The organism is Thalassobacter stenotrophicus (genome assembly GCF_001458315.1).
In the GTDB taxonomy this organism is placed as follows: Bacteria; Pseudomonadota; Alphaproteobacteria; order Rhodobacterales; family Rhodobacteraceae; genus Thalassobacter; species Thalassobacter stenotrophicus.
In genome coordinates this window covers 58,435-85,232 of sequence record NZ_CYRX01000009.1, presented here as the reverse complement: position 1 = coordinate 85,232, position 26,798 = coordinate 58,435, and the positions used below count along the sequence as shown (strand labels likewise).

The window sequence follows — 26,798 nt, the reverse complement described above, 5'->3', positions numbered from 1 at the left end:
AATTTGGACTTATTTAAGATCGGACGATCAGAAGCGCTTAGGCAGCGTCGTCTGTGATGATGCCGAGAATGTCGGATTCTTTCATCATCAGCAGCTCTTCGCCATCAACGGTGACTTCGGTGCCGGACCATTTGCCGAACAGCACTTTGTCGCCAGCCGAAACAGCCATGTCGATCAGCTCGCCGCTGTCCTTGCGGGCGCCTTCGCCGCAGGCCACGATGATGCCTTCTGCGGGCTTCTCTTTGGCAGTCTCGGGGATGATCAGGCCGCCAGCGGTTTTCTCGTCGCTTTCGGTACGACGGACCAGCACGCGGTCATGAAGCGGTTTCAATGCCATTACAGAACACTCCTATGTTCTCAGTTACGAGGTCTTAGCACTCACTCGGTATGAGTGCTAACGGCAGGTAGGTAAGCAGGCTGCGGCAAGCTGTCAACAGTTGGGAGAGAGAGAATTTTCGCCAAAACGGGGCGCAGGCGGGCGTAGATCGCGCTGAAGGTTCTCTGAGCGACGTGTGTAAGGGATTCGCACTCGGCCCGACACCCTGTTTATGCGATAAATAAAGGACACCAAATCGGGAACGGAATCGATTTAAGCCTACGGCCTAACCCAGAACATCACCCCAATCTTTGAGCCCCGCCTGCCCCGCGGCAGACAGGCCATAGACGCCCTTTTCGATCTTATCGAACCAGCCATAGTGGTTGTCGCGCATAATCGTTGTTGCTTGCGCCACGCCAGTGGCCTTGGCGACCAAAGCCCCCTTTTCCGCGCCCGCCTCAGCCAGATAAGCCGCACATTTCAGCGCGTCTGATCGATACCCCGTCACCAAACCATGCCGCGTCGCACCGCCCGTGTTAGGGTCACCTTCTAGACGCGCAAATTCCTTCAGCAGCCGAGCTTGCCGTTTGGCGCTTTTGCGCGGGGCGTAGGGCCCCGGATCGCAATGCACCTGCACCAACCCATCAGATAGCCGAACCGTGACAACCCCCAGCCCCAGCCGTCGTGCCAAGCTGATGTTGGACTTAAGGCTGGTCTGCCACCGCTTACCCTGCCCGCGCGGCACAGCGACATATACGGTATCCGTAATGCCCAACCGCGCGATCCCCTGATGAAACAGCGACAATGAAAACGCGGCCTTCAGCTCAACGACAACAGGCGGCTCTGCGCCGCGCACCGCGACCACATCCGCCGCGCCAACCTCGGCCTTCACGACATAACCCTGCCCTTCCAGAAAGGTTTTGACGGGCGCATAAAGCTCGGTTTCGCGGATTGGTGCCATGGCCAAGTTACCGCGCAGCTTGCTCAAAGTGTCAAGCCGCCCCGTGCCCGCGACGCCTTGGCTTCGTGACAAGTCACCCGCGCCCTGATACCCCCGCGCCAACCTCATTTTTGCAATGGACAGAACCTATGACAACGCTCGTCTTCGGCCACAAAGCACCTGACACCGACTCTACCGGATCGCCCATTATCTGGGCATGGTACCTGAACCAGATCAAAGGCGTAGAAGCCAAGCCCGTCCTGTTGGGCGAGCCGAACACCGAAGCCTTGTTCATGCTCGACCATTGGAAATTGAACAAACCAGAGATCATCGCAGACGTTGCCGACGATCAGCCATGCGTGATCGTGGACACCAACAACCCCGCCGAGCTGCCTGCCAACATCAACGGCGCAGACGTCCGCGCGATCATCGACCACCACAAACTGGTGGGCGGGCTGGAAACCAAAGGCCCGATCGACATCCGGATCGAGCCGCTGGCCTGCACCGCGACCATCATGTGGAAAATGATTGGCGATGATCTGGCACAGGCGCCCAAGGCGATCAAAGGCGCGATGCTGACATGCATCCTGTCCGACACGCTTGAATTCCGCTCACCCACGACAACACAAGAAGACAAAGCCATTGCCTATGCGCTGGCAGAGGATCTGGGCGTAGACATCGCTGAATACGCCGCCGCGATGTTTGCTGCCAAATCCGACGTCTCTGCGTTTTCGGACGCCGAATTGTTGCGCATGGACAGCAAGGAGTACGCAGTCGCGGGCACAAAGTTCCGCGTATCCGTCCTAGAAACGACAGCCCCTGACGTCGTGCTGGACCGCAAAGCCTCCATCATGGAGACGATGACCAGCGTTGCGGCTGAGGACGGTGTCGATCAGGTCCTGCTTTTCGTGGTTGATATCCTGAATGAGCAAGCCACGATGCTGATCCCCAACGACCTGACCAAATCCGTGGCCGAGAAAAGCTTTGGCGCGACGGTTGAGGGTGACGCGGTTGTCTTGCCCGGCATCATGAGCCGCAAAAAGCAGATCATCCCGAACCTCGCTGTTTAAGATCTGATACAGGTTCCATTGCCGGGCACCACGCCCCGGCAATGGATACCCCAAGGTGCCGCGTCTAGGCATAGGCCCCGCGCACCGACCGCACCCAATTGATGCAATCACGCAGCCCATCCAGCGTGACGGGCTTGGGCAGATGTCTGTCAAAACCCGCCTCAACGTATGTTTCGACCTGGTGTTTCAGCACATGCGCGCTGCATGCAATCAGCGGCAAGCGGCCAACCGCATTCTCTTGTTCAAGCGCCCGCCACTCTTGGGCGAATTCAGTGCCGGACATGACAGGCATTCTGATATCGATGAAGCCCGCATCAAAGGTCTGTTTCTGTACCAGATTCAGCCCCTCCAACCCGTTGTTGGCGAAAACCAGCTCTGCGTTCATGTGGCCTAGAAGGGCCTTGAGGACCATCTGGTTCATCTCATTGTCTTCGACGACCAAAATCTGAAGCGGATCCTTGCCCTGCTGAGGCGCATAATGCTGCGGCACCTCTTGGGGCGCTTGGTTTGGGCTCTGTACGACGAATGTCGCATTGAATGTCGCACCGCCGCCCGGGGTATCGGTGAGCGTTAGATCACCGCCATGTAACTGACACAGCTGCCGCGCGATCGGCAGCCCAAGCCCTGGGCCACCCTCGCCCTGCCCAGGCACAACGTCACCCTGCGAGAACCGGTCAAACACCGCGTCTTTTTGCGCATCGGGAATGCCTGGCCCGGTGTCTACGACCGACACTAGCAAAGTATGGGCCCCCGGCGTGGCCCCCTGCCGTAAGTAAGCACGGACCTCTATGGTGCCTTTGCCAGCATATTTAACGGCATTACTGACGAGATTGCCGATGACCTGCCGGATGGTCCGCCCCGACGCCAACACCTGAGGAGGCAGCGTTTGATCACCCAAGGTGACAATATCCAACCCCTTATCCCGCGCCATACATTCAAACAGAATTGCCGCGTCATGCAACAACTCAAAAGGAGCCACCGGCGCCATTTCGATTGCGGTGGTTCCGGCCTCTATCTGCGCCATGTCGAGTAAATCGTTTAGCAACGTCAACAACGCCGTGGCAGAGCGATTGATCACGGCCACTTGGCTTGTTGCTTCAATCGGTAGGTCCTGCATTACCAGTGCCTGAGCCATGCCCAAAATGCCGTTCATCGGGGTCCGAATCTCGTGGCTTATCTGTTCGAGGAACGCGATTTTGGCCTGTACTGCGGCCTCTAGATCGGTGCGGGCATCCATCAATTCCTCAACCGTGCCGCGCAGCATTCCCTCCGCCTCGTGCAATGCGGTCACATCCGAATGCACACCCAACATTCGGACCGGTGTGCCGCTCTCGTCACGCAGCGCAATCGCACGACACCGCACCCATACCCACTTGCCGGTCTCCCCGTGCTTATATCGCACGACTTGCTCATGGGGCTGCACCGGGTCCGTTGCGTGAGCCTGAAAGTCTGTGTTCACTTTTTCCAAATCATCTGGGTGAACAACATCCTGCCAAAACCCCTTGCAGGGCTCAGCATCTGGATCATAGCCGAGGGCCCGCCAAAACCCGCGCGACATCCAGCCCTCATTGGGGCTTTTAACGTCTCGGTACGATATCCCATCCCCCCCGGCCTCCATCAGGAAATCGAGGATATCGCCCCCTGCGCCAAGCCGCTCGTACAGTTCGTGTTGAAGATAGTGCATCGCAATCGTCCCCTAATCCATGGAAACGTCCTCCCCCTGAGCAAGTTACCATTGCGTTAATGCGGGAAATTATCTTTACCCATGTGTAACTCGCGTCATGTGAGGAAATTCCAGCAAACACAGGCTCCCCATGACCCAGATTATCTCAGCACTTTCTGACATTTCGAAACGCTACAAGGCGATGTTTGTGGATCTGTGGGGCTGTGTGCACAACGGTGTCGTCCCCTTCCCCGAGGCAGTCGCCGCATTGCAGGCCTACCGCCGCGCCGGTGGCATCGTGGTTTTGGTTACCAATTCGCCGCGCCCTCGCGCCAGTGTGGCCACTCAGCTGGCGCAGATCGGCGTGCCCGTTGATGCCTATGACACCATCGCCACCTCAGGCGACAGTGCCCGCGCTGCGATGTTCCAAGGGGTCGTGGGTCGCAAGGTTTATCACATTGGCCTGCCCGATGAGGGTGGGTTTTTCGAACCCCTCGCGCTGCTGGATGAGCCGGTTGAGATTGAACGCGTCAGCCTTGATGAGGCAGAGGGAATCGTTTGCACCGGGCCCTTCGATTCGCTGGCGGATCCGGCCGCAAACCGACCCGCGTTTTTGGCCGCAAAAACCAGAGGGCTGAAACTGCTCTGCGCAAACCCTGACATCATCGTCGACCGTGGTGAGGTCCGCGAATGGTGCGCAGGTGCATTGGCGCAATTGTACACGGAAATGGGCGGTGAAAGCCTGTATTTTGGCAAGCCCCACCCCCCAATCTATGATCTGGCGCGGCGGCGGCTGGCACAAATTGATGACGTAGCAGACAGCGAAATCCTCGCCATCGGCGATGGAATCGGCACAGACGTCTCCGGCGCCCTTGGTGAGGACCTAGATGTGTTGTTCATCAGCGGGGGGCTTGCGGCGCGCGAAACTGGCACCGGTATTACCGGCGGCCCAGAAGCATCCAAGCTGGCCGCGTATCTGACGGATCACCAAAGCGAACCACGCTATACAGTCGGAATGCTCCGCTAAGCCAACGCAACACCCTACCCGCAATTAAATTACCGTTAATACGCAAAAATTGTCGCATTATTGCTTTCTGCATTGCAGCATGGCCTGAAATAGTCTAGCACGACTATGAAGAAGGAGAGACCCCATGCTCGACAACATGCCCCGCGGAACGATCTGTATCGAAGATATCGAAATCGGTATGTCACGCTCTTTGCGCAAAGTGATCACCGATCGCGACATTGAGCTGTTTGCCGAGGTCTCGACCGATCACAACCCTGTGCACCTTGATGATGACTATGCACGCGACACGATTTTTGAGGGTCGGATCGCCCACGGCATGCTAACGGCTGGCCTAATCTCGGCCGTTATTGGCGAACAATTGCCCGGCCACGGCACTGTCTATCTGGGTCAAAGCCTCAAGTTCCTTGCCCCAGTGCGTCCCGGCGACATGGTGAACGCGGTTGTAACCGTCACGGACATGGATCTGGGCAAGCGTCGCGTAACGATGGACACTCATTGTGAGATCGACGGCAAGAAGGTCCTCAAGGGTGAGGCAATCGTTCTGGCACCGTCGCGCAAATTCGACTGATCCTACACGGCTTGCATGACCCGGCTCACGCGGCTAGGTCACGCTCATGGATATACTCCGGGAATATCAAAACATAGATGCCAGCCACCGAGGCGCTTCGGTGGCTATTGGCAATTTTGATGGGGTGCACCTCGGCCATCAAAAGGTGCTGGATTTGGCCCGCCAAGGCCCCGGCCCTTTGGGCGTTTTGACGTTCGAACCCCACCCACGTGAAGTTTTTTTCCCCGAGGCCCCGCCCTTTCGGCTAATGTCGGCGACCGCGCGGGCCAATCGGCTTGCGAAGCTGGGTGTTGAGACGCTGTTTGAGCTGAGCTTCAACACCGATCTATCGGGTCTGACCGCGCGTGAATTTGCCCAATCCGTCCTCGCGGATGGTCTTGGCTTATCCCGTGTCGTAGTCGGTGCGGACTTTTGCTTTGGCAAAGGGCGCGCGGGTGATGTGGCAACACTCAAAGACTTCGGCGCTGAGTTCGGCTTTGAGGTCGTCGTGGCCGATATCTTGCAGGGAGATACCGGCGCAGCCGTATCCTCAACCAATATCCGCAAAGCCCTCAGCGACGGTAATCCCCGTGCAGCGGCCGCGATGTTGGGCCACTGGCACCGCGTTGACGGTCCCGTCGTGCACGGCGAAAAGCGCGGGCGTGAGTTGGGTTTCCCCACGGCGAACATGAACCTCGACGGTCTGCATCTGCCGAAATTGGGCACCTATGCTGTCCTGGTCGATGTGCTAGAGGGCCCCCATGCCGGAAGCTACCATGGTGCGGCTTCGCTGGGTGTGCGCCCGATGTTCAACGGCTCGGTCCCTAACCTCGAGACCTTTTTGTTCGACTTCAAAGGCGATCTTTACGGCACACCGCTGTCGGTCGGCTTGGTCGATTTCCTCCGCCCCGAGCAGTCATTCAACGGCATTGATGCCCTGATTTCCCAAATGGATGCCGACTGCCAACAGGCGCGCGCCATCCTGCGGGACCTATAGCCGTGCAGTTCTGGGAACGCCCCCTCAACAAACTCTCGCAAGAAGAATGGGAGTCGCTGTGCGATGGCTGCGGTAAATGCTGCCTCAACAAGCTTGAGGACGAAGACACCGGCGAAGTTGCATTCACCCGTATTGCTTGCCGGCTATTGGATGACGCAACCTGCCAATGCGCCCAGTACCCGATCCGCAAACAATTCGTCCCCGAATGCGTGGTGCTAACGCCGAAAACGCTACCTGATGTTGCCTATTTCATGCCGCAAACCTGCGCCTATCGGCTGCTGCATGAGGGTAAACCTCTGCCCGAATGGCACCCGCTTTTGACAGGTGATCCCGACAGCGTGCACCGCGCAGGCGTATCCGTGCGTGGCTGGACGATCCCGGAATTTGAAGTCGACGAAGAAGATTGGGAAGATCACCTGATCGATGAACCCTTGGGCCACGACGCACCGCCCCAGCAAGACGAGTAGCCGCCATGAACCTCAACTTCGCCTCTGACAACACGGGTCCTGTCGCCCCAAAGATCATGGAAGCGATGCTTGCGGCCAACACCGGCGCCGCCATGCCCTACGGCAACGACCCTTCGATGGACGAAGTCACCCAAGGCATCCGACGCACCTTTGATATGCCCGAGGCGACCACGCTGTTGGTCACCGTGGGCACGGCGGCAAATGCGCTTGCGCTGGCAATACTTGTACAGCCCTATGAAACCGTCTTTTGTCACCGTACCTCTCACATTGAGTTGGACGAATGCGGCGCGCCTGAGTTCTATTCGGGCGGCGCAAAGCTGACCCTCGTCGACGGGCCCGATGGGAAAATCTGCGCAGAAGCCCTGCGTGCCGCGATTGAGCGGGTGGGGACTGACCTGCATTCGGTGCAACTAGGGGCGCTTTCGCTGACGAACCTTACGGAATTGGGCACGATCTACACCTTGGATGAACTGCGCACACTGACCGGCATTGCACGCGAATACGGGCTGTATACGCACCTTGATGGCGCACGTTTTGCCAATGCTTGCGCGGCCCTTGGCTGTTCCGCCGCCGATATGGCGCAAGGGTTCGATATGATCTCGTTTGGGGGCACCAAGAACGGCTGTATGGGCGTTGAGGGCATTGTGATCCGAGACCCCGAAATGGCGCAACAGGCGCAGTTCCGGCGCAAACGTGCGGGGCACCTGTGGTCCAAGAACCGCTTCCTTGCGGCACAGATGCAGGCCTATTTGCACGATGATCTATGGCTTCAGCTGGCGGCACAGGCGAATGTAGCGGGCCAACGACTGGCCAAAGGTCTTCGGGAGGTCGGCGCACGGCTTGAGGCTGAGCCAGCAGGCAACATGATCTTTGCTCGGCTACCGCGACAGGCCCACAACCGCGCGTTTGCGGGTGGAGCGCAATACTCTTTGTCGGATGAAAACGGTGACGGGGTCCTTGCGCGGTTTGTTTGTGATTGGTCCAAAACCGAAGACGAGGTGGATGCCTTACTGGCCCTGCTTCAGGGCAAGTCCGCCCAGAACGCAGCGACCTCCGCCGCCACAGCCTGAGGCGCCGTGACGGGCAGCATATGACGCCCCTCACCCGCGACGGACCGAACTGTGACGTTTGGTAAAAGACTGCGCAAACCATCACAAATAGACGCCATGACGGGCAGTTGTTGATGCGCCTCTTGCTGAAGAACCAGCACAGGCACCGGGCAAGCCCGCAGCTGCGGCAACAGCCCGTGTTTGTCATGTACGACAGCGGGCTCAGTTGCTGGGACCAATGGGATAAGGCGAAGGATGGTCTTGCGCAGGTTGGTAGGCAAATCCTCCCACGCGGCACCAGTGCCCCAATGCGCATGAAACTCGGCCGCGGCCGTACCTTCGCGCCCTGTTTCAAGTGCGTCGCTCACGACCTTCATTGCCATGAGGTAGTCATCTAGCGCTGCACCGCTTGCCGCCGAAAACAAAGCGGGCTCAAATATGGTGAGGCTGCGAACCTGTTCGGGCCGCGCAACGGCAACATGCAGTGCCACGGTTGCGCCAAGGCTGTGCCCAAACAGGTCAATGGGTTCGTCCGGCATGGCCGCCAAGGCGGCATCCACCGCTTGCTCCATGTAGTCACGCCCCTCAACCCACGGAGGGCCCCTCCGGTGACCGGGCAGCCCGGGCGCAATAATTTCGCGCCCGAGAGCCTCAGCCAATGGCGCCATTGCAGCGCCATGCATGAACATCGCATGTAGCGCCAACAGTGGCCGCGTCATTCAGAGCGTTCCGAGATAATGGTCCAGGTCGGAAATCCGATCTTGGCCCCAAAACGGCTCATCCCCGACGATGAAAAACGGCACACCAAACACGTCACGGCGAACGGCTTCTTCGAGGTTGGCGGCATATTCCTCCGCCCCTTCCAAAAGGCCCGCGTTGACCAAGCCACGGTCAAAACCCGCAGCCTCTAGCGCATCTGCCACGACCTCGTCGTCTGCGACGTCCTTTTGATCGGCCCAGACCGAGCGCAAGATACCCTGCACCAATGCGCCCAGATCACCGCCCCCTACTTTCTGCGCGGCAATGATCGCATAGCTTGAGGGCGCAGGGTTCGTGGGCCAATGCGCAGGTTTAAGATTAATTGCCATATCTTGTTGCGCGGCCTGACGGCGCATCTCAACCAAGCGGTAGGCTTGCCGCGCGGGGTGACGATCTTTGGGCGCTTGCCCACCCGTCCGGGTGAAAAGTGTCATGGTATCAAGTGGCTTATAGGTAATCGTGGCACCGCGCTTTGCGGCCACATCCTCTAGGCGCGTGCCTGTCAGATAGGTGTAAGGCGAAAGCGTAGAAAAGAAGTAGTCGATATGGGCCATGCTGGCCTCCCTGCTTTGGTTTGCCCGAACACTAGGCCCGTGCTAGGCGGTGTCAACGTCATCCGGGCGCGAGTCGCTAATAGACCGCGCCTCCTCGAAAGGCCCTGCCATGCCCGCACAAGACCCCAAACTCATCTCTGGAAACGCTAACCCCGAATTGGCCGCATCTATCGCCAAGCGCATGTCGATGCACCGTGGAATGACCGTTGGTCTTGTGGATGCACGGGTTGAGCGGTTCAACGACGGTGAGATTTTCGTCGAGGTTTATGAGAACGTGCGCGGCGAGGATATGTTCATTATCCAGCCCACCTCGAACCCGGCCAACGACAACCTGATGGAGTTGTTGATCATTGCCGACGCGATGAAACGGTCCTCGGCCCGGCGCGCAACGGCAGTCATCCCCTACTTTGGCTACGCCCGTCAGGATCGCCGCACCAAGGCCCGGACACCAATTTCGGCCAAACTTGTATCGAACCTGATCTCCCAATCCGGGATCGAGCGGGTATTGACCATGGACCTGCACGCAGCCCAAATCCAAGGCTTCTTCGATATTCCAGTTGATAACCTCTACGCCTCGCCGATCTTCGCGCTGGATATCATGCATCACTTTGCGGGCAACATGGCAGACGTGATGGTTGTGTCCCCCGATGTAGGCGGCGTGGCCCGTGCGCGTGAATTGGCGACACGGATCAAGGCACCTTTGTCGATCGTCGACAAACGCCGCGAAAAGCCCGGTGAGATTGCTGAGATGACCGTAATCGGCGACGTGCGCGGCAAAAAATGTATCATCGTGGATGACATCTGTGACACGGCGGGCACCCTGTGCAAAGCCGCTGAGGTCCTGATCGAAGCGGGGGCCACCGAGGTACACAGCTACATCACCCACGGTGTCCTGTCCGGCCCTGCGGTTGAGCGGATCACAAACTCGGTGATGAAGTCGCTGGTTATCACAGATTCGATCCAAGCCACTGATGCTGTCAAAGCCTGCCCCAATATCCGCATCGTGCCCACCGCGCCGATGTTCGCCCAAGCGATCCTGAACATTTGGAACGGCACATCGGTATCATCGCTATTTGATACCGCGACGCTAGAACCGATTTATGAGCCGCTTTACCCTCGTGGAATGACTGGCCTCGCGGCGGAATAATCGCCGCTGAGATGCCCCAAGAGTAAGACGCCCCCCCGCATTCCACATGGGATGCGGGGCTTTTTTGTGCCGACATCTGCCCAAAGAAAAACCCCCACTCACAAGAGCGGGGGTTTTTAAATCATAGCTAAGGTACCTTGCTTAGACGTTCAGAGCCGCCCGTACTGCCTGCATGTCCGAGACCACCTTGGCAGCCTCATCCGAAGAACCAGCAGCCTCAGCGTCGGCGATCAGGGTATCCATGATCGCGCCCGTGACTTCGCTCACAGGCATGGCCTGTTCGGCCAGCACAGACGTGGCAGTCGCTGTGATCTCCGCGAAACCACCGGTCACGAGGTACTCATCCGCGCCAGAGGTCGTGATGACCCGCAAGATACCGGGGCGCAGCGTTGTGATCGTGGCAGCATGATCAGCCATAGCCGTCATGTCCCCGTCCGCGCCTGGGATCTGGACCTCGGTCGCCTCGACGGAAGCAAGCTTCCGTTCCGGCGAAACGAGATCAAATTGGAGCGAAGCGGCCATGATCAGGCTGCCTCCGCTGCCAGTTTTTCAGCTTTCGCTTTCACTTCCTCGATCCCGCCGACCATGTAGAAGGCGCTCTCGGGGAGGTGATCGTACTCACCGGCAACAACCGCTTTGAACGATGCAATGGTGTCCTCAAGAGGAACCTGCACACCGTCGGAACCGGTGAAGACCTTCGCAACGTCGAACGGCTGGGACAGGAAGCGTTCCAGTTTACGTGCACGTGCCACGGCCAGTTTGTCCTCTTCGGACAGTTCGTCCATACCGAGAATGGCGATGATGTCTTGCAGCGACTTGTAACGCTGAAGCACCTGCTGGACGTCTGTGGCGACTTTGTAGTGCTCATCACCGATGATCAGCGGATCAAGCAGACGCGATGTGGAACCGAGTGGATCCACAGCCGGGTAGATGCCTTTTTCCGAGATCGAACGATCCAGAACGGTCGTCGCATCAAGGTGCGCAAACGATGTTGCAGGTGCAGGGTCGGTAAGGTCATCCGCAGGCACGTAAACGGCTTGCACGGACGTGATCGAACCGGACTTCGTGGACGCAATACGCTCCTGCATGGCGCCCATGTCGGTTGCCAGTGTCGGCTGGTAGCCCACAGCAGAAGGAATACGACCCAGAAGCGCGGACACCTCAGAACCGGCCTGTGTGAAGCGGAAGATGTTGTCCACGAAGAACAGAACGTCCGAACCGGATTCGTCGCGGAACTGCTCGGCCAGTGTCAGACCGGACAGAGCGATCCGCATACGCGCACCGGGAGGCTCGTTCATCTGGCCGTAGACCAGTGCGATCTTGGATTTTTCCAGATCGTCGGGAACGATAACGCCGGATTCGATCATCTCGTGGTACAGATCGTTCCCTTCACGGGTCCGCTCACCCACACCAGCGAACACGGACAGACCCGAGTGCACTTTTGCGATGTTGTTGATGAGCTCCATGATCAGAACGGTTTTGCCAACGCCGGCACCGCCGAACAGACCAATTTTACCACCTTTGGTGTAGGGGGCCAAAAGGTCGATCACTTTGATGCCTGTTACGAGGATTTCAGTCTCGGTGGACTGCTCGTCAAACTCAGGTGCATCGCCGTGAATGGCGCGTGTTGCAGTTGCGTTCACGGGGCCTTTTTCGTCAACGGGGTCGCCGGTGACGTTCATGATGCGACCCAGTGTTGCGGAACCCACGGGCACAGAAATCTGACCGCCAGTGTTTTCAACAGCTTGGCCACGCACGAGGCCTTCGGTGGCGTCCATAGCAATGGCGCGCACTGTGTTTTCGCCAAGGTGCTGGGCCACTTCGAGAACGAGGTCTTTGCCTTGGTTTTGGGTTTTCAGGGCGTTCAGGATCTCAGGCAGGTCGCCTTCGAACTGAACATCGACGACGGCGCCGATGACCTGGGTGATTTTTCCGGTAGGGTTTGCCATATCGGGTATCTCCAGATTTAGAGCGCTTCAGCGCCCGAGATGATTTCAATAAGCTCGTTGGTGATGACAGCCTGACGCGACCGGTTGTATTGGATGGTCAGTTTGTCGATCATTTCGCCTGCGTTGCGGGTCGCGTTGTCCATTGCGGACATCCGTGCACCCTGCTCGGAGGCGGCGTTTTCCAACAAGGCCGCGAAGATTTGTGTCGCCACGCCACGGGGCAGCAGGTCGGCCAAGATGGCTTCTTCGCTGGGCTCGTAGTCATAAAGCGTGTTGTCTTCGCCCGCACCGGCATCCTCAAACGCGGCAGGGATAATCTGCTGCGCCGTTGGAATTTGGCTGATGACGGACTGGAAACGGGCGTAGAAAATCGTAGCCACGTCGAATTCTTCGTCGTCGAAACGAGAAAGAATGCCGCGTGCGATGTCCTGTGCGTTGCCGTATCCAAGGCGCTTCACTTCCGACAGGTCCACATGGCCAATGTACAGATTGCCAAAGTCGCGCTTGAGGGTCTCACGACCCTTTTTGCCGACTGTGAGAATCTTGACCGTTTTACCAGCAGCCAACAATTCGTTGGCGCGGGCGCGGGCCATTTTGGCGATGTTGCCGTTGAAGCCACCACACAATCCACGCTCTGAGGTCATAACGACCAGCAGTTGCACTTGGTCGGAACCAGTGCCCACCAGAAGTTTGGGACCCGAGTCTGAACCACTCACACCAGCCGCCAGCCCCGCCATTACGGCGTTGAAGCGGTCAGTGTAGGGGCGTGCGGCCTCAGCAGCATCCTGTGCCCGCCGCAATTTTGCGGCGGCCACCATTTGCATGGCTTTCGTGATCTTCCGAGTGCTTTTGACACTCTCGATCCGATTTTTGAGGTCCTTAAGGTTGGGCATGATGCTCTACCTTAAGCGAACGTCGCGGCGAAGGCGTCAAGAACACCCTTCAGGCGGTCGGCTGCATCACCCTTGATTTTGGGATCATCGTTGGTGATCCAATCAAGGACGTCCTGATGCTTGTTGCGCAAGAAGGACAGCATTTCACGCTCAAACCGGCCAACTTCGCTGACGTCGATTTTGTCGAGGTAGCCGTTTGTGCCAGCAAAGATCGAGCAGACGATCTCAGCGTTGGTCAATGGCGCGTACTGAGCCTGCTTCATCAGCTCGGTCAGACGAGCACCACGGGCCAGCAGCTGCTGGGTTGCGGCGTCAAGATCGGAACCAAACTGCGCGAATGCAGCCATCTCACGGTACTGAGCCAGCGACAGTTTCACCGGACCCGCAACCGAGGACATCGCCTTGGTTTGAGCCGACGAGCCCACGCGGGACACCGACAGACCGGTGTTCACAGCAGGACGGATACCTTGGTAGAACAGTTCGGTTTCGAGGAAAATCTGACCGTCGGTGATCGAAATCACGTTGGTTGGAATAAACGCCGAAACGTCGCCGCCCTGAGTTTCGATGACTGGCAGAGCGGTCAGCGAGCCCGAGCCGTAGTCTTCGTTCAGTTTAGCCGAACGTTCCAGAAGCCGGGAGTGAAGGTAGAACACGTCACCAGGGTATGCTTCACGCCCGGGTGGACGACGGAGCAGAAGGGACATCTGACGGTAGGACACAGCTTGCTTCGAGAGATCATCATAGATGATCAGCGCGTGGCGGCCGTTGTCGCGGAAGTATTCCGCCATGGCAGTCGCGGCGTAAGGTGCCAAGAACTGCATCGGCGCTGGGTCGGATGCGGTTGCAGCCACAACGATCGAGTATTCAATCGCGCCGGACTCTTCGAGCTTTTTCACCAGCTGAGCAACCGTGGAGCGCTTTTGGCCCACAGCCACGTAGATGCAGTAGAGTTTCTTGCTCTCGTCATCGCCAGCGGCTTCGTTGTAGGATTTCTGGTTCAGGATCGCGTCCAGTGCCACAGCCGTTTTACCGGTCTGGCGGTCACCAATGATCAGCTCACGCTGGCCACGGCCAACGGGGATCATCGCGTCGATGGCCTTGAGACCAGTCGCCATGGGCTCGTGCACGGATTTACGTGGGATAATGCCGGGCGCTTTCACGTCAGCAACACGACGCTCGGTCGACACGATCGGACCTTTGCCGTCGAGGGGGTTGCCCAGACCATCAACAACGCGACCCAGCAGGCCGTCACCGGCGGGAACGTCCACGATGGAGTTCGTACGCTTAACGGTGTCGCCTTCTTTGATGTCACGGTCGGAGCCGAAGATCACGACACCGACGTTGTCGGTTTCGAGGTTCAGCGCCATCCCACGGATACCACCGGGGAATTCGACCATCTCACCGGCCTGTACGTTATCAAGGCCATGCACACGGGCAATACCGTCACCGACGGAAAGCACGCGGCCCACTTCGGCCACTTCGGCCTCCTGGCCAAAGTTTTTGATCTGGTCCTTGAGGATCGCAGAGATTTCGGCTGCTTGGATACCCATTTATCCGACCTCTTTCATGGTGTTTTGGAGTGCGTTCAGACGCGCTTTGATCGACGTATCAATCATCTGCGAGCCCACTTTAACAACGAGACCGCCGATGAGGCTTTCATCAACGGTCAAGTTCAGGTTCACATCCTTGCCGATGGACGCTTTGAGCGTTTTGGCAAGTTCTGTTTGTTGTGCCTTGGTCAGCGCCTTGGCAGAGGCGACTTCAGCAGTTATCTCGCCTTTGTGCTCGGCGATCATGGCGCGCAGCGCGGCCATGAGTTGCGGCACCACAAAGAGGCGACGCTTGGAAGCCATCAGCGCGAGGCTGTTAGCCATGACCGAGGTCAATCCCATTTTTTGTGCAACGGCCGTGATGGCCGCACCCTGTTCGTCCCGCGTGTACACGGGAGACGAGATCAGGTCGCGCAGATCAGCAGAGTCCGCAAGGGCCCCCGCAAGTGCGCTCACGTCGGATTCGAGTTTTGGCAGGGATTTGCCCTCAATCGCGAGGTCAAAGATAGCCGAGGCATAGCGCTTGGCGATGCCCATGGAGATCGAAGCTGGTTCGGACACGTCCACCCTTTCGATAGCTAGGCCAAACGGAACATCAGCGACCCGCTCGGCACGATCAGAAGCTGCGGTTCAATGCGGCTCCCACTTAAAATCGTGCACGCTCTAGCAAAGCATTTCTGCAACTGCAATGGCGTGCTCTGAGGCGACTTACAGAGGCGTCACCGCGCAGTCAAAGAGGATTCTCAACCAAATGGTAAAGTGCGACCTTTTGCGTTAGCTTTTTTGCGACCAACTGGCACAAAAGCAGGTGGGCTCCGCTACAGGTTGCGTCGACACCCGTTGCGGTACGTTTGGCAGGAATCTGTGCTCAGTAGACTTTCGGGTTAATTCCGGCCGACGGGCTTTACGCCCGGCATCGCGGGCTCCAGCACGCGCAAAGGCCGCCTGACACGCTCCGCCAAGCGGGGCCGTTTAGGGGCGTAGACCTGTTTGGACACTTCCAACATGATGACACCACCGGCGCGCAAATCTGGCATCCGTGCGCCCATACGCTCCACCATGTCGGACGTCCGCATCCAAAACTTCGCCTCACTAGGGGGGGCAAATAACGCGGACACATGACGCTCAGGCACAAAACCCGCCTGTTTGACCTGCATTTCCAACTGGCTCAGCGAATATGGGCGGCCAAACCCAAAAGGCGTCGCATCGCGGCGGGCCCAGAGGCCGGACCGATTGGGCACCACAAAGATCGCCTTGCCACCGGGGCCAAGCACACGGTCACATTCGGCCAGCACGGCGGAGGGATGTTCAGATGTCTCTAGCCCGTGCAACAACACGAGCCGATCAACCGATCCCGTTTCTACCGGCCACAGGGTTTCTTCGCACAGAACGGCCACGTTTTGCATACCCGCGGGCCAAGGCATGACGCCCTGCGGCCCCGGCATCAGGCCAAACACACGCCGCGCATCGGCAAGATAGGGCCGCAAAAGCGGAACCGCGAATCCAAACCCCGCCACAGTTTGTCCCGTCGCACGCGGCCACAGCCCCAGCAGGCGGTCGCGGATCGCCTTTTGCGCCACCCGTCCCAGCCGGGTCCTGTAATAGAAGTGTCGCAGATCGAGCACGTCGAGATGCATTTCGTTTTCCCTTGCAATGCAGCCAAAGCGCTTAAATCATGCGGCAGTTACAACAAAAGTGAGCCAGCACATGCCGCTAAAGGTCATCACCGTCCCTTGTCTGAGCGACAATTACGCATTTCTTATGAAAGATGAAGCCTCGGGGCGCGTCGGCGTGGTGGATGTGCCAGAGGCTGGCCCGATCCAAGCCGCGCTTGCGGATGCTGGTTGGACGCTGACAGATGTGTTTTTCACCCACCACCACCATGACCATATCGGCGGCCTTCCTGCGCTTGGGGCTGAGGGTGTGCGCATTTGGGGCTCGGCCGCGGATCAAGACCGCCTTCCGTCGCTAACCGACCCTGTATCACCCGGCGATACGATTCTCTTTGGTGAGAGTCCCGCGCAAGTTTGGGATGTGTCCGGCCACACGATCAACCACCTCGCGTTTGTCTTTGACGGCTACGCCTTCACGGGTGACAGCCTGATGGCACTGGGCTGCGGGCGCCTGTTTGAAGGCACACCCGCGCAAATGCACGCCAGTCTCAAACAGTTCGACAGCCTCTCTGACGAAACATTGGTATGTTCGGGCCACGAATACACCGCCGCCAATGGCCGCTTTGCCAAAACAATCGAACCGAACAACGTGGCCCTCGCGCAACGGTTGCAATCTGTCGCACAGGCCCGCGCGGCCAATCAGCCCACCGTGCCCTCACGTTTGGGTGAGGAGCGCGCCACCAACCCGTTCCTGCGATGCCACATTGACGCCGTAAAGGCGGGCGTAAACCTGCCCAATAGCACCGATGTGGCGACATTTGCGGCCGTTCGCGCATCAAAAGACGCGTTTTAACGCCTCAAACACGGTTTGCACGTTTTTTTAACTTTCCCGAGGTATTCATCCGCTCACAGGAAATTTCCTACGTTTTATAAATAAATAAGCAGAAAATGCTTGAAGAGAGCGGTCTGACAACCAAAACTTAATACTAAGGGCTCAAAGTCCGGCGAGGGGCGCGCACCGCCCCGCCGACCCATACGAAAGGAGCACTCCGTGCCTTCGTTCTCAAATACGCTCGAGCAAGCCATTCACGCAGCATTGGCCCAAGCCAACGCACGCCGCCATGAACTGGCCACACTAGAACACCTTCTTCTGGCCCTGCTGGAAGAGCCAGACGCGACAAAGGTCATGAAGGCCTGCGGCGTCGATCTGGATGCGCTTCGCGTTACGCTAGAAGAGTTCATCGAAGATGAGCTTTCGACACTCGTGACCGAAGTGGATGGATCAGAGGCTGTGCCCACCGCAGCCTTCCAGCGCGTGATCCAGCGCGCGGCGATCCACGTGCAATCCTCCGGCCGGACAGAAGTCACTGGCGCAAACGTGCTTGTCGCGATCTTCGCGGAGCGCGAGTCCAACGCCGCCTACTTCCTGCAAGAGCAGGACATGACCCGCTACGACGCGGTGAACTTCATTGCACACGGCGTGGCAAAAGACCCCAACTTTGGCGAAGCGCGCCCTGTGCAGGGATCGGACTTCGAAGATGACGCCTCGGTTGAGCCACAAGATAACGGCCCGAACCCCGGCGAAAACAAAGAATCCGCCCTTGCGAAATACTGCGTGGACCTGAACAAGAAGGCTACCAAAGGCGACGTAGACCCGCTGATCGGTCGCGACAGCGAGGTTGAGCGATGTATCCAAGTGCTCTGCCGCCGCCGCAAGAACAACCCCCTTTTGGTCGGCGATCCTGGCGTTGGCAAAACCGCCATTGCCGAGGGTTTGGCCTACAAGATCATCTCGGGGCAGACCCCCGAAGTGCTGTCGGGTGCCACGATCTACTCACTCGATATGGGGGCGCTGCTGGCTGGCACCCGTTACCGCGGCGACTTTGAGGAACGCCTCAAGGCAGTGATGACCGAGATGGAGGACCACCCTGACGCGGTGCTCTTTATCGACGAAATCCACACCGTGATCGGCGCTGGCGCTACCTCTGGCGGTGCCATGGACGCGTCGAACCTGCTGAAGCCCGCCCTTCAGGGTGGCAAACTACGTTGCATGGGCTCAACAACTTACAAAGAATTCCGTCAGCATTTTGAAAAGGACCGCGCACTCAGCCGTCGGTTCCAGAAAATTGACGTGAATGAGCCTTCCGTCGAAGATGCGGTGAAAATCCTCAAAGGTTTGAAGCCGTATTTCGAGGATCACCACGCGATCAAATATACCTCTGAGGCGATCAAGACCGCAGTGGAGCTATCCGCGCGCTACATCAATGACCGTAAGCTGCCCGATAAAGCCATTGATGTGATCGATGAAGCGGGTGCGGCTCAGCATCTTGTAGCGTCAACCAAACGACGCAAGACCATCGGTGCCAAAGAGATCGAGGCTGTTGTCGCTAAAATTGCGCGCATCCCGCCCAAGAACGTCTCCAAAGACGATGCAGAGGTCCTGCGCGACCTTGAGGCATCGCTCAAGCGGGTCGTGTTTGGGCAAGACCCTGCGATTGATGCCCTGTCCTCCGCGATCAAGCTGGCCCGCGCAGGCCTGCGGGAACCAGAAAAGCCCATTGGCAACTATCTCTTCGCGGGTCCAACCGGCGTCGGGAAAACCGAAGTTGCCAAGCAGCTTGCCGATACGCTGGGCGTTGAGATGCTGCGCTTTGACATGTCTGAGTACATGGAAAAGCACGCGGTTTCACGGCTCATCGGCGCGCCTCCCGGCTATGTCGGGTTTGACCAAGGCGGCATGCTGACAGACGGCGTGGACCAGCATCCACATTGTGTTCTCCTGCTCGATGAGATGGAGAAGGCGCACCCTGACGTCTACAACATCCTTTTGCAGGTGATGGACCACGGCAAACTGACGGACCACAACGGGCGCACCGTTGATTTCCGCAACGTGATCTTGATCATGACCTCAAACGCGGGTGCAGCGGAACAAGCCAAGGAGGCCATCGGCTTTGGACGTGATCGCCGCACAGGTGAGGATCAAGCTGCGATTGAGCGGACATTCACGCCTGAGTTCCGCAACCGCCTTGATGCTGTGATTTCGTTCGCGCCGCTCGGCCGCGAAGTGATCCTGCAAGTGGTTGAAAAGTTTGTGCTTCAACTAGAAGCACAACTCATGGACCGTGGCGTCAGCATCGAACTGACACGCGCCGCAGCTGAGTGGATCGCCGAAGAAGGCTATGACGACAAAATGGGTGCGCGTCCACTGGGTCGCGTCATTCAAGAGCACATCAAAAAGCCGCTCGCTGAAGAACTGCTGTTTGGCAAACTCGCGAAGGGCGGCGTTGTGCAAGTGGGCATCAAAGACGGCAAACTGGATTTGCGGACGTTTGAGCCTGGTGCACTGTCCTTGAAGCCGAAGAAAAAGCCACCACTCCTGACGGCAGATTGATAACCGCTCGATGAACTACCAAGATATACCGCCGCGCCATACTAGGTGCGGCGGTTTTCTTTTGCCCAACGCGCCAACGGGCCCGCCGCACGCAGTTATTTCTCAGTAAATTTCAATTCAATTCGACGGTTCTGCGCCCGTGCCAATACGGTATCCGCAGAATTGATGGGCTGGTATTCACCAAATCCGTTGGCTGACAAACGCTCCGGCGGCAGGCCCAGTTGGTTTACCATATACAGCACAACCGACAGAGCGCGCGCTTGGCTCAGCTCCCAGTTATTTGCGAAGGGCGCGCCAGCACTAAGCGGCACGTTGTCGGTGTGACCATCCACCTGCAACACCCAATCGATACCTACGGGAATATCGCCTGCAATCCCTTGCAATAGCTCCGCGACCTTTGCGATCTCATCCCGCCCGGCCAAGGACAACAAATCCGACCCCGGCGCAAAAAGCACCTCAGACGAGAAAACGAACCGGTCACCCACAATCTGAACGCCGTCCTGGCCCTCCAGTAAATCCCGCAATTGCCCAAAAAACTCAGAGCGGAAACGTTCCAAATCCTGCGCTTCCGCCTCGAGCAGCAACCGCTCCGCTTCTTCAAGATCGGCGCGGCGCCGCTGTTCGGCAGCAACCTGTGCCAACGCTGCGTTCAAATCAGACCCGAGGCTTTCTAGCTGAACCTGCGCGGCCTCATCCCGCGCGCGCGCCTCATCCAATATCGACTGAAGGGCGCCGAGCTGGCTTCGCAAAGCACTGACTTGTTGGTTCAAAAGTGCCGCCTCCCGCTGAGCTTCCAACGCCTCTGCCTCTGTTTGAGTCAGCGCGGCATCCCGCTCCAACAAACGACGCTGGGCCTCCGCCAACAACACCGCCTGCGCATCGGCCGCACTCAAAGCCTCGCGGCTCGCTTGCTCCGTCGCCAGCTTTTCTGCTAGGGCCGCAGCCAATTGCGCACGCAGCTCTGCCGCCTGTTGGGCCGCGTCCGCTTGCGATTGCTCAGCATCGGAAAAGCGATCTAATGCCCGCTCCAATTGCGTCCGTAGATCATTTTCTTGATCAACGGCCTCTGCCCGCAGCGCCTCTTGGTCGAGCAATGCAGCTGCCAGTTGCGCCGATAAGTCTTCTTGAGCTCCCTCTGATGCAGCCAGCAAAGTTAGCGTCTCTTCAGCCGCTTGGCGCTGTTCTTCGAGCGCGAGGGTCATAGCGGTTAATTCCGCGTCAGCATCTCGCAGTCGAGCCCGCAATGCCTCGGCGGCAGCCGCTTCCGCCAAGCGTGCGGCTTCCTCATCGCTTAGGGCGTCCTCAATTTCAGCAAGGTTCGCGGCGTTAGTGGTCGCTTCCGCCCGAAGATCGGCCACCAATGCCTCTAATGCTTCACGCCGAGCCGCGTCCAATCGGGCAGCTTCCGCCTGCGCATCCACCTCGGTCCGAACCTGCGCCAACGCCAATTGCAACGCCTCACGCTCATCTATCACGCGCGCCACCTCAGCCTCTGAGGTTTCCAACGCGCCAGACAACTGTTCCCGATCCGCCAAAAGTCCCGCAACCTGAGCCTCAAAACTCGCAATTTGCGTCGACAATTCCTGTGCTTCGCCCTGCAAGACCAAGATTGCCTCGGCCTGCGCCGCCGTCATCGCGTTGGCCGCTGAAAGCGTCACCGCAAGTTCGCTGGCCTGCTCTTCCAACTCAAACGCACGCTGCTGTTCCAACCCCAGCGCCCGCGCGAGCGATGCGACTTGCGTCCCCAGCGCATCCAATTCTGTGTCCTGATCCGCGATGCGTTGCGACAGAATGAACTGCACGATCATAAAGATCGACAAAACAAACATCAGCACCAACAAAAGTGCGGTCATCGCATCCACGAAACCCGGCCACACGTTGGCGGTAAATCGTTGTCCGTTGCGCCGGTGAAACGCCATGCTCTACTCGGGCCGAGTGTCCGGCGCCTGCGCCGACGTTGCGATGCGGTTCAATTGGCGGATCGCACGGGTGAGCGAGCCGATGTCACCGCGCAAATCATCCATAGAAGCTTGTCGCCCTGATGCCATCTCTTCGAAAATCTTCAGCAATTGCACGTCGATCGACCGAATGCGCATGCGACTTTCGGCATCCAAGCCGCCCTCACCACCGCCAGAGCCTTGCAAAACCGCAACGATATTGTCCTGCCCTTCGGCGACCCGTTCCAGCGCACGGGCGTTGGCCCCTCCGCTTTCGACGGCAGATGACATCGTAGAAACCGCCGCCGCTAAGGCCGCGAGGCGATCCTCGGTCGCGGAACGCCCCGCCTCCGCCCGCTGGAACATTTCCTGCAGGCTCTCCATCTGGTAATTCATGTGATCCAGAACCGCCGCGAGCGAATACTGATCAATCGTTTCTTCACCATCTTGGCCGACAAACCCAACGCGCGTGATCGTGCTGAGCCAATCCTCCATTTCGCGGTAAAAACGGTTTTGCCCGTGTCCCGCAAATAGTTCCAACAGGCCCACCACGAGGGACCCCGCCAGCCCCAAAAGCGAGGATGCAAACGCCGTCCCCATACCTGCCAACTGATCCTCAAGCCCGCCAATCAACCGCGTAAAGACCGCCACGCCGCCCTCATCTTCGCTGGGGTTGAGCGATCGAATGGTGTCGACCACAGCGGGAACCGTTGTGGCCAAGCCGTAGAACGTGCCCAAAAGGCCCAAGAAAATCAGCATGTTCACGATGAACCGCGTGATGTCGCGGGCCTCTTCCATGCGTGCGCCAACGGAATCGAGAATGGACCGTGCCGAGCTCGGGGCCATCTGCGTCCGAGCCCCCCGTTCGCGCAACAACCCCGAGAGGGGCAGCAGCAGCGAGGGCGCCTTGGTCAGGTCATGACCCGCCCGCTGAATGGCAAATCCCTCGATCCACGCGACAGATGAAAACAGCTGAAACACTTGGGCAAAACACGCCATCACCCCGATAAAGAACACAAAGATAATTGTGCCATTCAACCACGGGCTGGCGGAAAAAATGGGCGCCATCGCAGGATAGGCCATGTACACGCCTGCCCCGGTAGCCGCCAAAATGACAAGCATTTGGACGATCTGCCGGATCGGTTGAGAGAACTGCGTTCGCGCTTTTTTCATGTCCGGTCTCATCCCGGTATCCCCTTTAGGCCTGTGGTGGGGCGCATCGCGGAAACCCTACCCGCGCAAGCCGAGACTGCCAATGGGGAAAGGTTAACCGCCGGTCAGCGTCTTCACCCGGTCATACAGCCAATCCAGATCGGCATCCGGCAGACCCAAATCGTTAATATGTTTAGCTGTATTGAACAGATATTCCGTGTTCGGACCGCGCCCGCCGACCGCACTCGCAATAACTTGCGCCTGTCGCTCAAGGGTCAGGTCACCACAATACTGAACATGGTCACGGTTAATCACGTAGCATACGGCCGACACGCGGCGGCCGTCACGCAGGGTGATGTCGTGCCATTCCTCTAAGTACGCGGATGAGACCAATTCACGTTCGCGCAAATACTCCAACGCGGCCTCAGGTTCGGCAGCGCGAAAGGCGACGCCATCACAAAACGTCTCGGCGGCGTCTAACGCAAGGACAAGGCCCGGGTCCTCTTGGGTACCGCGGTGGTGGATGGACCACATGCAAAATGAGCGGTGGAACCCTTCTAGCCGCGCGATCTCTTGCTCAGAAACCGCAAACCCCGGGTCCCAAATCAGCGAGCCGTAGCCAAATACCCAAAGTGTGTCCATCGCTCCGGCTCCCTTGCATCTGTCGGCGACATAACGACAGTAGGCTCATAAGAAAAGGGGGCGACATGAAACGCTTAGGATGGTTAGTCTTGGTCTGCGCGGTTGTATGGAGCGGCTGGTGGTATGCGAATGCCGTTGCGATCGACCGAGTGCTGAGCGCGTGGTTAGACGACCGCCGCGCCGAGGGGTGGGCGGCCGACGCTCAAAATCTAGACACCAAAGGCTTTCCAATGGAGCTGGCCACAACACTTGAAGGCCTGCGCCTTGCGGACCCTGCGACGGGCGTCGCGTGGCAGGCTCCGTCTGTCACCCTAACCCGCCCCACCTTTGGCCCCACCGATATCACCGTCAATCTGCCGCCAGAGCACACACTATCAAGTCCCTTCGTTAACCTTACGATCAGCAGCCAAGCCAGCACCGCGCGCCTGTCTGTGGCGCCGACGCCCAACCTAACGGTTTGGGACAGTCAGATTGCGCTTGAGGATTTTGCCATTGCCTCATCCCAAGGCTGGACCAGTCGCATTGACGGTGCAGAAATCTCAACCACCCAAGGTGCAGAGCCCATGTCGCACGTGATCCGCGCCACCCTGACGGAGGTCTCTCCCGGCGGCCCGATCCTGCAGCTGCTTGATCCTGCAAACCTGCTACCGGACAGCATGCAATCCATGCACATCGACGCGACTGCAACTTTTGACAAAGCGTGGGACATCACAGCGCTAGAGGATCGGCGCCCCCAGCCTCGCGCCATCGACCTACAAACCGTTGATATGCAGTGGGGCGAAATCGAGGTGCGGATCGCCGGTACCCTGACCATTGACGCGAATGGCGTGCCCGAGGGCGACATCGCTGTTCAGATCGTCAAGTGGGAGGCGCTTTTGGAACTGCTGCAATCCAATGGCGTCCTGCCCCAGCAGATCAACGCCTTTGCCCTACGCGCAGTGGAAAGCTTGGCGCAAGCCAGCGGTCGCGCGGATACGCTCGATGCGACATTAACGCTGGCGGGCGGCTTTATCCGATTTGGGCTGATCCCCTTGGGTCCAGCGCCACGGCTGGTGATCCGCTAGCCACATGGCCCAAAGATCAACTGCCTAGGACGAAGATTTAGGGCGCCGTCCGAAGTCAGGTGCATCGGTGTCTTGGCCCGCTTCAATAATACCGCGCCTAATCTCTCGCGTGCGGGTGAAAAAGCTATGCAGATGCTCTCCATCACCTGTGCGAATGGCACGTTGCAGGGCAAAAAGCTCTTCGGTGAAACGACCCAAAATTTCGAGCGTCGCGTCCTTGTTGGACAAAAAGACATCGCGCCACATCGTCGGGTCACTCGCCGCAATCCGGGTGAAATCCCGAAAACCAGCGGCAGAATATTTGATAACTTCACTGTCAGTCACGCGGCGTAGATCATCCGCAACCCCAACCATCGTGTACGCGATCAGGTGCGGCGCATGCGACGTCACCGCAAGCACCAGATCGTGGTGATTGGCGTCCATGCTTTCGACAAAGGACCCCATGCCCTCCCACAACGCGCGCAACTTCGCCTCGGCCTCGGGGTCGCCACCTTCGAGCGGGGTCAGCAGCGTCCAACGGGAATCAAACAGCTCAGGGAAGCCCGCGCGCGGGCCGGAATGTTCAGTCCCCGCAATCGGGTGGCCCGGCACAAAATGCACGCCTTCCGGCAGATGCGGGCCGACCGCGTCAATCACCGCTTGCTTAACCGACCCGACGTCCGTGACCGTGGCCCCCGGCGCAAGGTGCGGGCCGATTTCCGCGGCAACCGCTGCCATCGCACCCACGGGCACGCACAAAACCACCAGATCGGCGCCGGCAACAGCCTCGGCAACTGTGTCGACGATACGGTCGCACAGCCCAATTTCGCGCGCGGTGTCTCGCGTCTGCGCAGAGCGCGCGGTGCCGACGGTTTCGCCCGCAAGGCCACCGCGACGGATCGCCAACGACATAGACCCCGCGATCAGGCCCAGCCCGATCAATGCAACGCGTTGATAAATCATGCCTGTGTGTCCCGAAAACTGCGCAACGCGGCAAGCGTGCGGGCCACGCCCGGCTCATCCCCGACGGTGATCCGTAGGGCTGCGGGCAGTCCATAGCTGGACACGCGCCGCACCAAAATGCCCAAGCCGCGCAGGTGCGCATCCGCCGCCGCAGCCTCATCACCATCGGCAAAACGCGCGAGCACGAAGTTCGCCTCTGATCTATCCGAAGGCAGGTTCAATGCATCCAACCCCGCGACCAACTGCGCCCGCAAGCGCGTGTTCTCAGACTTGCACCAATCTTGATACTCAGTGTCCAGAATGGCAGCCTCAGCCGCCGCAAGGCCAACATGGCTCAGGTTGAACGGCCCCCGAATACGGTTGAGCGTGTCGATCACCTCTTGGGCGCCGTAGCCCCATCCCACGCGCAACCCGCCCAGTCCGTGCAGTTTTGAAAACGTCCGGGTCATAAAGACATTCGGCATCTCTGTCGCCAGCGCCGCGCCACCGTCGTAGTCCTCCACGAACTCTGCATAAGCACCGTCAATGACCAACATGCAGCCATCCGGTAGGCCACGCGCAAGGCGACGCAGGTCGTTACCGCCGATCATCGTGCCCGTCGGGTTGTTCGGGTTCGCGATAAACACGAGGCGGGTTTTATCGCTTACGCCCGCAAGGATCGCATCGACATCAGCGGTGCGGTTTGTCTCTTTTACGACGACGGGTGTGGCGCCGGCTGCACGCGCACTGATCGCATACATGGCAAAACCGTGTTCGGTGTGGACTACTTCATCACCCGGACCGGCAAAGGCTTGGCACAAAAACGCGATAATCTCATCACTGCCCGCCCCGCAAATGATGCGCCCGGGGTCAAGATCATAGGTTGCCCCAATCGCCGCGCGCAGGCTGGCGTGGTCCGTGTTGGGATACACGTGCAGTTTGGTTGCAGCCTGCTGCGCGGCCGCCACCGCCTTGGGCGAGGCTCCAAACGGGTTCTCATTCGAGCTGAGCTTGATCACATCCGTGACGCCCTCCACATGGGATGCGCCGCCGACGTAAAGGTCGATGTCCATAATTCCGGGCTGCGGCTGGGGCGCTTGGGGCATTGTCGATATCCCTTGGAGATGAGGTTATTGCGGGTTTAGCGAGC

General features: G+C 58.7%; 26 protein-coding genes. 10 read left to right on the top strand and 16 right to left on the bottom strand.

Annotated features, from left to right (window positions below; genetic code table 11):
* Nucleotides 1-37: 37 nt before the first annotated feature.
* Together THS5294_RS02500 and THS5294_RS02495 are read right to left on the bottom strand one after the other, a co-directional pair.
* On the bottom strand, nucleotides 38-337 hold the full coding sequence (locus THS5294_RS02500) for a co-chaperone GroES (RefSeq protein ID WP_038007891.1): 300 nt from the start codon (nucleotides 335-337) through the stop codon (nucleotides 38-40).
* Nucleotides 338-602: 265 nt separating this feature from the next.
* Nucleotides 603-1,277 (bottom strand): DUF2161 domain-containing phosphodiesterase, encoded by a 675-nt coding sequence (locus THS5294_RS02495; protein ID WP_058122586.1) that lies wholly within the window; start codon nucleotides 1,275-1,277, stop codon nucleotides 603-605.
* Nucleotides 1,278-1,405: 128 nt separating this feature from the next.
* On the opposite strand from THS5294_RS02495, the gene THS5294_RS02490 reads away from it, so the two are divergent.
* Nucleotides 1,406-2,326 carry a manganese-dependent inorganic pyrophosphatase gene (locus THS5294_RS02490; protein WP_058122506.1) on the top strand — a complete coding sequence of 307 codons (921 nt, stop codon included), beginning with the start codon at nucleotides 1,406-1,408 and terminating at the stop codon, nucleotides 2,324-2,326.
* A 64-nt stretch (nucleotides 2,327-2,390) separates the two neighbouring features.
* On the opposite strand, the gene THS5294_RS02485 is transcribed toward THS5294_RS02490, so the two are convergent.
* On the bottom strand, nucleotides 2,391-4,010 hold the full coding sequence (locus THS5294_RS02485; RefSeq protein ID WP_058122505.1) for a PAS domain-containing hybrid sensor histidine kinase/response regulator family protein: 1,620 nt from the start codon (nucleotides 4,008-4,010) through the stop codon (nucleotides 2,391-2,393).
* A 130-nt stretch (nucleotides 4,011-4,140) separates the two neighbouring features.
* On the opposite strand from THS5294_RS02485, the gene THS5294_RS02480 reads away from it, so the two are divergent.
* The 5 genes from THS5294_RS02480 to THS5294_RS02460 all read left to right on the top strand — a co-directional run bounded on the left by THS5294_RS02480 (nucleotide 4,141) and on the right by THS5294_RS02460 (nucleotide 8,097).
* Nucleotides 4,141-5,016 (top strand): TIGR01459 family HAD-type hydrolase, encoded by an 876-nt coding sequence (locus tag THS5294_RS02480; RefSeq protein ID WP_058122504.1) that lies wholly within the window; start codon nucleotides 4,141-4,143, stop codon nucleotides 5,014-5,016.
* Between the two features lie 124 nt (nucleotides 5,017-5,140).
* Nucleotides 5,141-5,584 (top strand): MaoC family dehydratase, encoded by a 444-nt coding sequence (locus tag THS5294_RS02475; RefSeq protein ID WP_038007880.1) that lies wholly within the window; start codon nucleotides 5,141-5,143, stop codon nucleotides 5,582-5,584.
* A gap of 46 nt (nucleotides 5,585-5,630) precedes the next feature.
* The gene (locus THS5294_RS02470; protein ID WP_058122503.1) at nucleotides 5,631-6,560 is read left to right on the top strand and encodes a bifunctional riboflavin kinase/FAD synthetase; all 930 of its coding nucleotides are present in this window, start codon (nucleotides 5,631-5,633) and stop codon (nucleotides 6,558-6,560) included.
* Nucleotides 6,557-7,027, top strand: coding sequence for a YcgN family cysteine cluster protein (locus tag THS5294_RS02465; RefSeq protein ID WP_139278641.1), 471 nt, complete (start codon nucleotides 6,557-6,559; stop codon nucleotides 7,025-7,027). Before THS5294_RS02470 ends, THS5294_RS02465 begins: the two co-directional genes overlap by 4 nt.
* 5 nt (nucleotides 7,028-7,032) lie before the next feature.
* On the top strand, nucleotides 7,033-8,097 hold the full coding sequence (locus tag THS5294_RS02460) for a threonine aldolase family protein (RefSeq protein WP_058122501.1): 1,065 nt from the start codon (nucleotides 7,033-7,035) through the stop codon (nucleotides 8,095-8,097).
* Here THS5294_RS02460 and THS5294_RS02455 read toward each other — a convergent pair.
* Together THS5294_RS02455 and THS5294_RS02450 are read right to left on the bottom strand one after the other, a co-directional pair.
* A complete protein-coding gene (locus THS5294_RS02455) occupies nucleotides 8,049-8,795 on the bottom strand; it encodes an alpha/beta fold hydrolase (RefSeq protein ID WP_058122500.1) in 747 nt (248 codons plus the stop codon). The genes THS5294_RS02460 and THS5294_RS02455 overlap by 49 nt on opposite strands.
* Nucleotides 8,796-9,389, bottom strand: a complete 594-nt coding sequence (locus tag THS5294_RS02450; RefSeq protein WP_058122499.1) for a 2-hydroxychromene-2-carboxylate isomerase — start codon at nucleotides 9,387-9,389, stop codon at nucleotides 8,796-8,798.
* A gap of 109 nt (nucleotides 9,390-9,498) precedes the next feature.
* Here THS5294_RS02450 and THS5294_RS02445 point away from each other — a divergent pair, with 109 nt between their 5' ends.
* Complete coding sequence (locus THS5294_RS02445) at nucleotides 9,499-10,536, top strand: ribose-phosphate pyrophosphokinase (RefSeq protein ID WP_038007874.1); 1,038 nt, start codon at nucleotides 9,499-9,501, stop codon at nucleotides 10,534-10,536.
* 141 nt (nucleotides 10,537-10,677) lie between these two features.
* Here the strand turns inward: THS5294_RS02445 and THS5294_RS02440 are convergent, their stop codons facing one another.
* From THS5294_RS02440 to THS5294_RS02415, 6 genes are all read right to left on the bottom strand, one after another.
* Complete coding sequence (locus THS5294_RS02440; protein WP_058122498.1) at nucleotides 10,678-11,058, bottom strand: F0F1 ATP synthase subunit epsilon; 381 nt, start codon at nucleotides 11,056-11,058, stop codon at nucleotides 10,678-10,680.
* A gap of 2 nt (nucleotides 11,059-11,060) precedes the next feature.
* Nucleotides 11,061-12,485 carry a F0F1 ATP synthase subunit beta gene (gene atpD / locus THS5294_RS02435; protein WP_038007869.1) on the bottom strand — a complete coding sequence of 475 codons (1,425 nt, stop codon included), beginning with the start codon at nucleotides 12,483-12,485 and terminating at the stop codon, nucleotides 11,061-11,063.
* 17 nt (nucleotides 12,486-12,502) lie between these two features.
* Nucleotides 12,503-13,378 carry a F0F1 ATP synthase subunit gamma gene (locus THS5294_RS02430; RefSeq protein ID WP_038007866.1) on the bottom strand — a complete coding sequence of 292 codons (876 nt, stop codon included), beginning with the start codon at nucleotides 13,376-13,378 and terminating at the stop codon, nucleotides 12,503-12,505.
* An 11-nt stretch (nucleotides 13,379-13,389) separates the two neighbouring features.
* On the bottom strand, nucleotides 13,390-14,928 hold the full coding sequence (gene atpA / locus THS5294_RS02425; RefSeq protein ID WP_038007865.1) for a F0F1 ATP synthase subunit alpha: 1,539 nt from the start codon (nucleotides 14,926-14,928) through the stop codon (nucleotides 13,390-13,392).
* Entirely contained in the window at nucleotides 14,929-15,489 is a 561-nt protein-coding gene (locus THS5294_RS02420; RefSeq protein WP_058122497.1) for a F0F1 ATP synthase subunit delta, read from the bottom strand.
* 323 nt (nucleotides 15,490-15,812) lie between these two features.
* The gene (locus THS5294_RS02415) at nucleotides 15,813-16,565 is read right to left on the bottom strand and encodes a class I SAM-dependent methyltransferase (RefSeq protein ID WP_058122496.1); all 753 of its coding nucleotides are present in this window, start codon (nucleotides 16,563-16,565) and stop codon (nucleotides 15,813-15,815) included.
* 70 nt (nucleotides 16,566-16,635) lie between these two features.
* On the opposite strand from THS5294_RS02415, the gene gloB reads away from it, so the two are divergent.
* Both gloB and clpA read left to right on the top strand, forming a co-directional pair.
* Entirely contained in the window at nucleotides 16,636-17,394 is a 759-nt protein-coding gene (gene gloB, locus THS5294_RS02410; RefSeq protein WP_058122495.1) for a hydroxyacylglutathione hydrolase, read from the top strand.
* Between the two features lie 198 nt (nucleotides 17,395-17,592).
* Nucleotides 17,593-19,932, top strand: a complete 2,340-nt coding sequence (gene clpA / locus THS5294_RS02405; RefSeq protein WP_058122494.1) for an ATP-dependent Clp protease ATP-binding subunit ClpA — start codon at nucleotides 17,593-17,595, stop codon at nucleotides 19,930-19,932.
* Between the two features lie 95 nt (nucleotides 19,933-20,027).
* Here clpA and THS5294_RS02400 read toward each other — a convergent pair whose 3' ends face one another.
* The 3 genes from THS5294_RS02400 to THS5294_RS02390 all read right to left on the bottom strand — a co-directional run bounded on the left by THS5294_RS02400 (nucleotide 20,028) and on the right by THS5294_RS02390 (nucleotide 23,663).
* Nucleotides 20,028-21,851 (bottom strand): peptidoglycan -binding protein, encoded by a 1,824-nt coding sequence (locus THS5294_RS02400; protein ID WP_058122493.1) that lies wholly within the window; start codon nucleotides 21,849-21,851, stop codon nucleotides 20,028-20,030.
* Nucleotides 21,852-21,854: 3 nt separating this feature from the next.
* Nucleotides 21,855-23,042, bottom strand: coding sequence for a biopolymer transporter ExbB (locus tag THS5294_RS02395; RefSeq protein WP_233486388.1), 1,188 nt, complete (start codon nucleotides 23,040-23,042; stop codon nucleotides 21,855-21,857).
* 93 nt (nucleotides 23,043-23,135) lie between these two features.
* On the bottom strand, nucleotides 23,136-23,663 hold the full coding sequence (locus THS5294_RS02390) for a gamma-glutamylcyclotransferase (RefSeq protein WP_058122491.1): 528 nt from the start codon (nucleotides 23,661-23,663) through the stop codon (nucleotides 23,136-23,138).
* A 65-nt stretch (nucleotides 23,664-23,728) separates the two neighbouring features.
* Between THS5294_RS02390 and THS5294_RS02385 the strand changes: the two genes are divergently transcribed.
* The gene (locus tag THS5294_RS02385) at nucleotides 23,729-24,727 is read left to right on the top strand and encodes a DUF2125 domain-containing protein (protein ID WP_058122490.1); all 999 of its coding nucleotides are present in this window, start codon (nucleotides 23,729-23,731) and stop codon (nucleotides 24,725-24,727) included.
* Between the two features lie 24 nt (nucleotides 24,728-24,751).
* On the opposite strand, the gene THS5294_RS02380 is transcribed toward THS5294_RS02385, so the two are convergent.
* Nucleotides 24,752-25,669, bottom strand: coding sequence for a prephenate/arogenate dehydrogenase family protein (locus THS5294_RS02380; RefSeq protein ID WP_038007847.1), 918 nt, complete (start codon nucleotides 25,667-25,669; stop codon nucleotides 24,752-24,754).
* Nucleotides 25,666-26,754 carry a histidinol-phosphate transaminase gene (gene hisC / locus THS5294_RS02375; RefSeq protein ID WP_058122489.1) on the bottom strand — a complete coding sequence of 363 codons (1,089 nt, stop codon included), beginning with the start codon at nucleotides 26,752-26,754 and terminating at the stop codon, nucleotides 25,666-25,668. The genes THS5294_RS02380 and hisC overlap by 4 nt, the downstream gene beginning before the upstream one ends.
* Nucleotides 26,755-26,798: the final 44 nt, after the last annotated feature.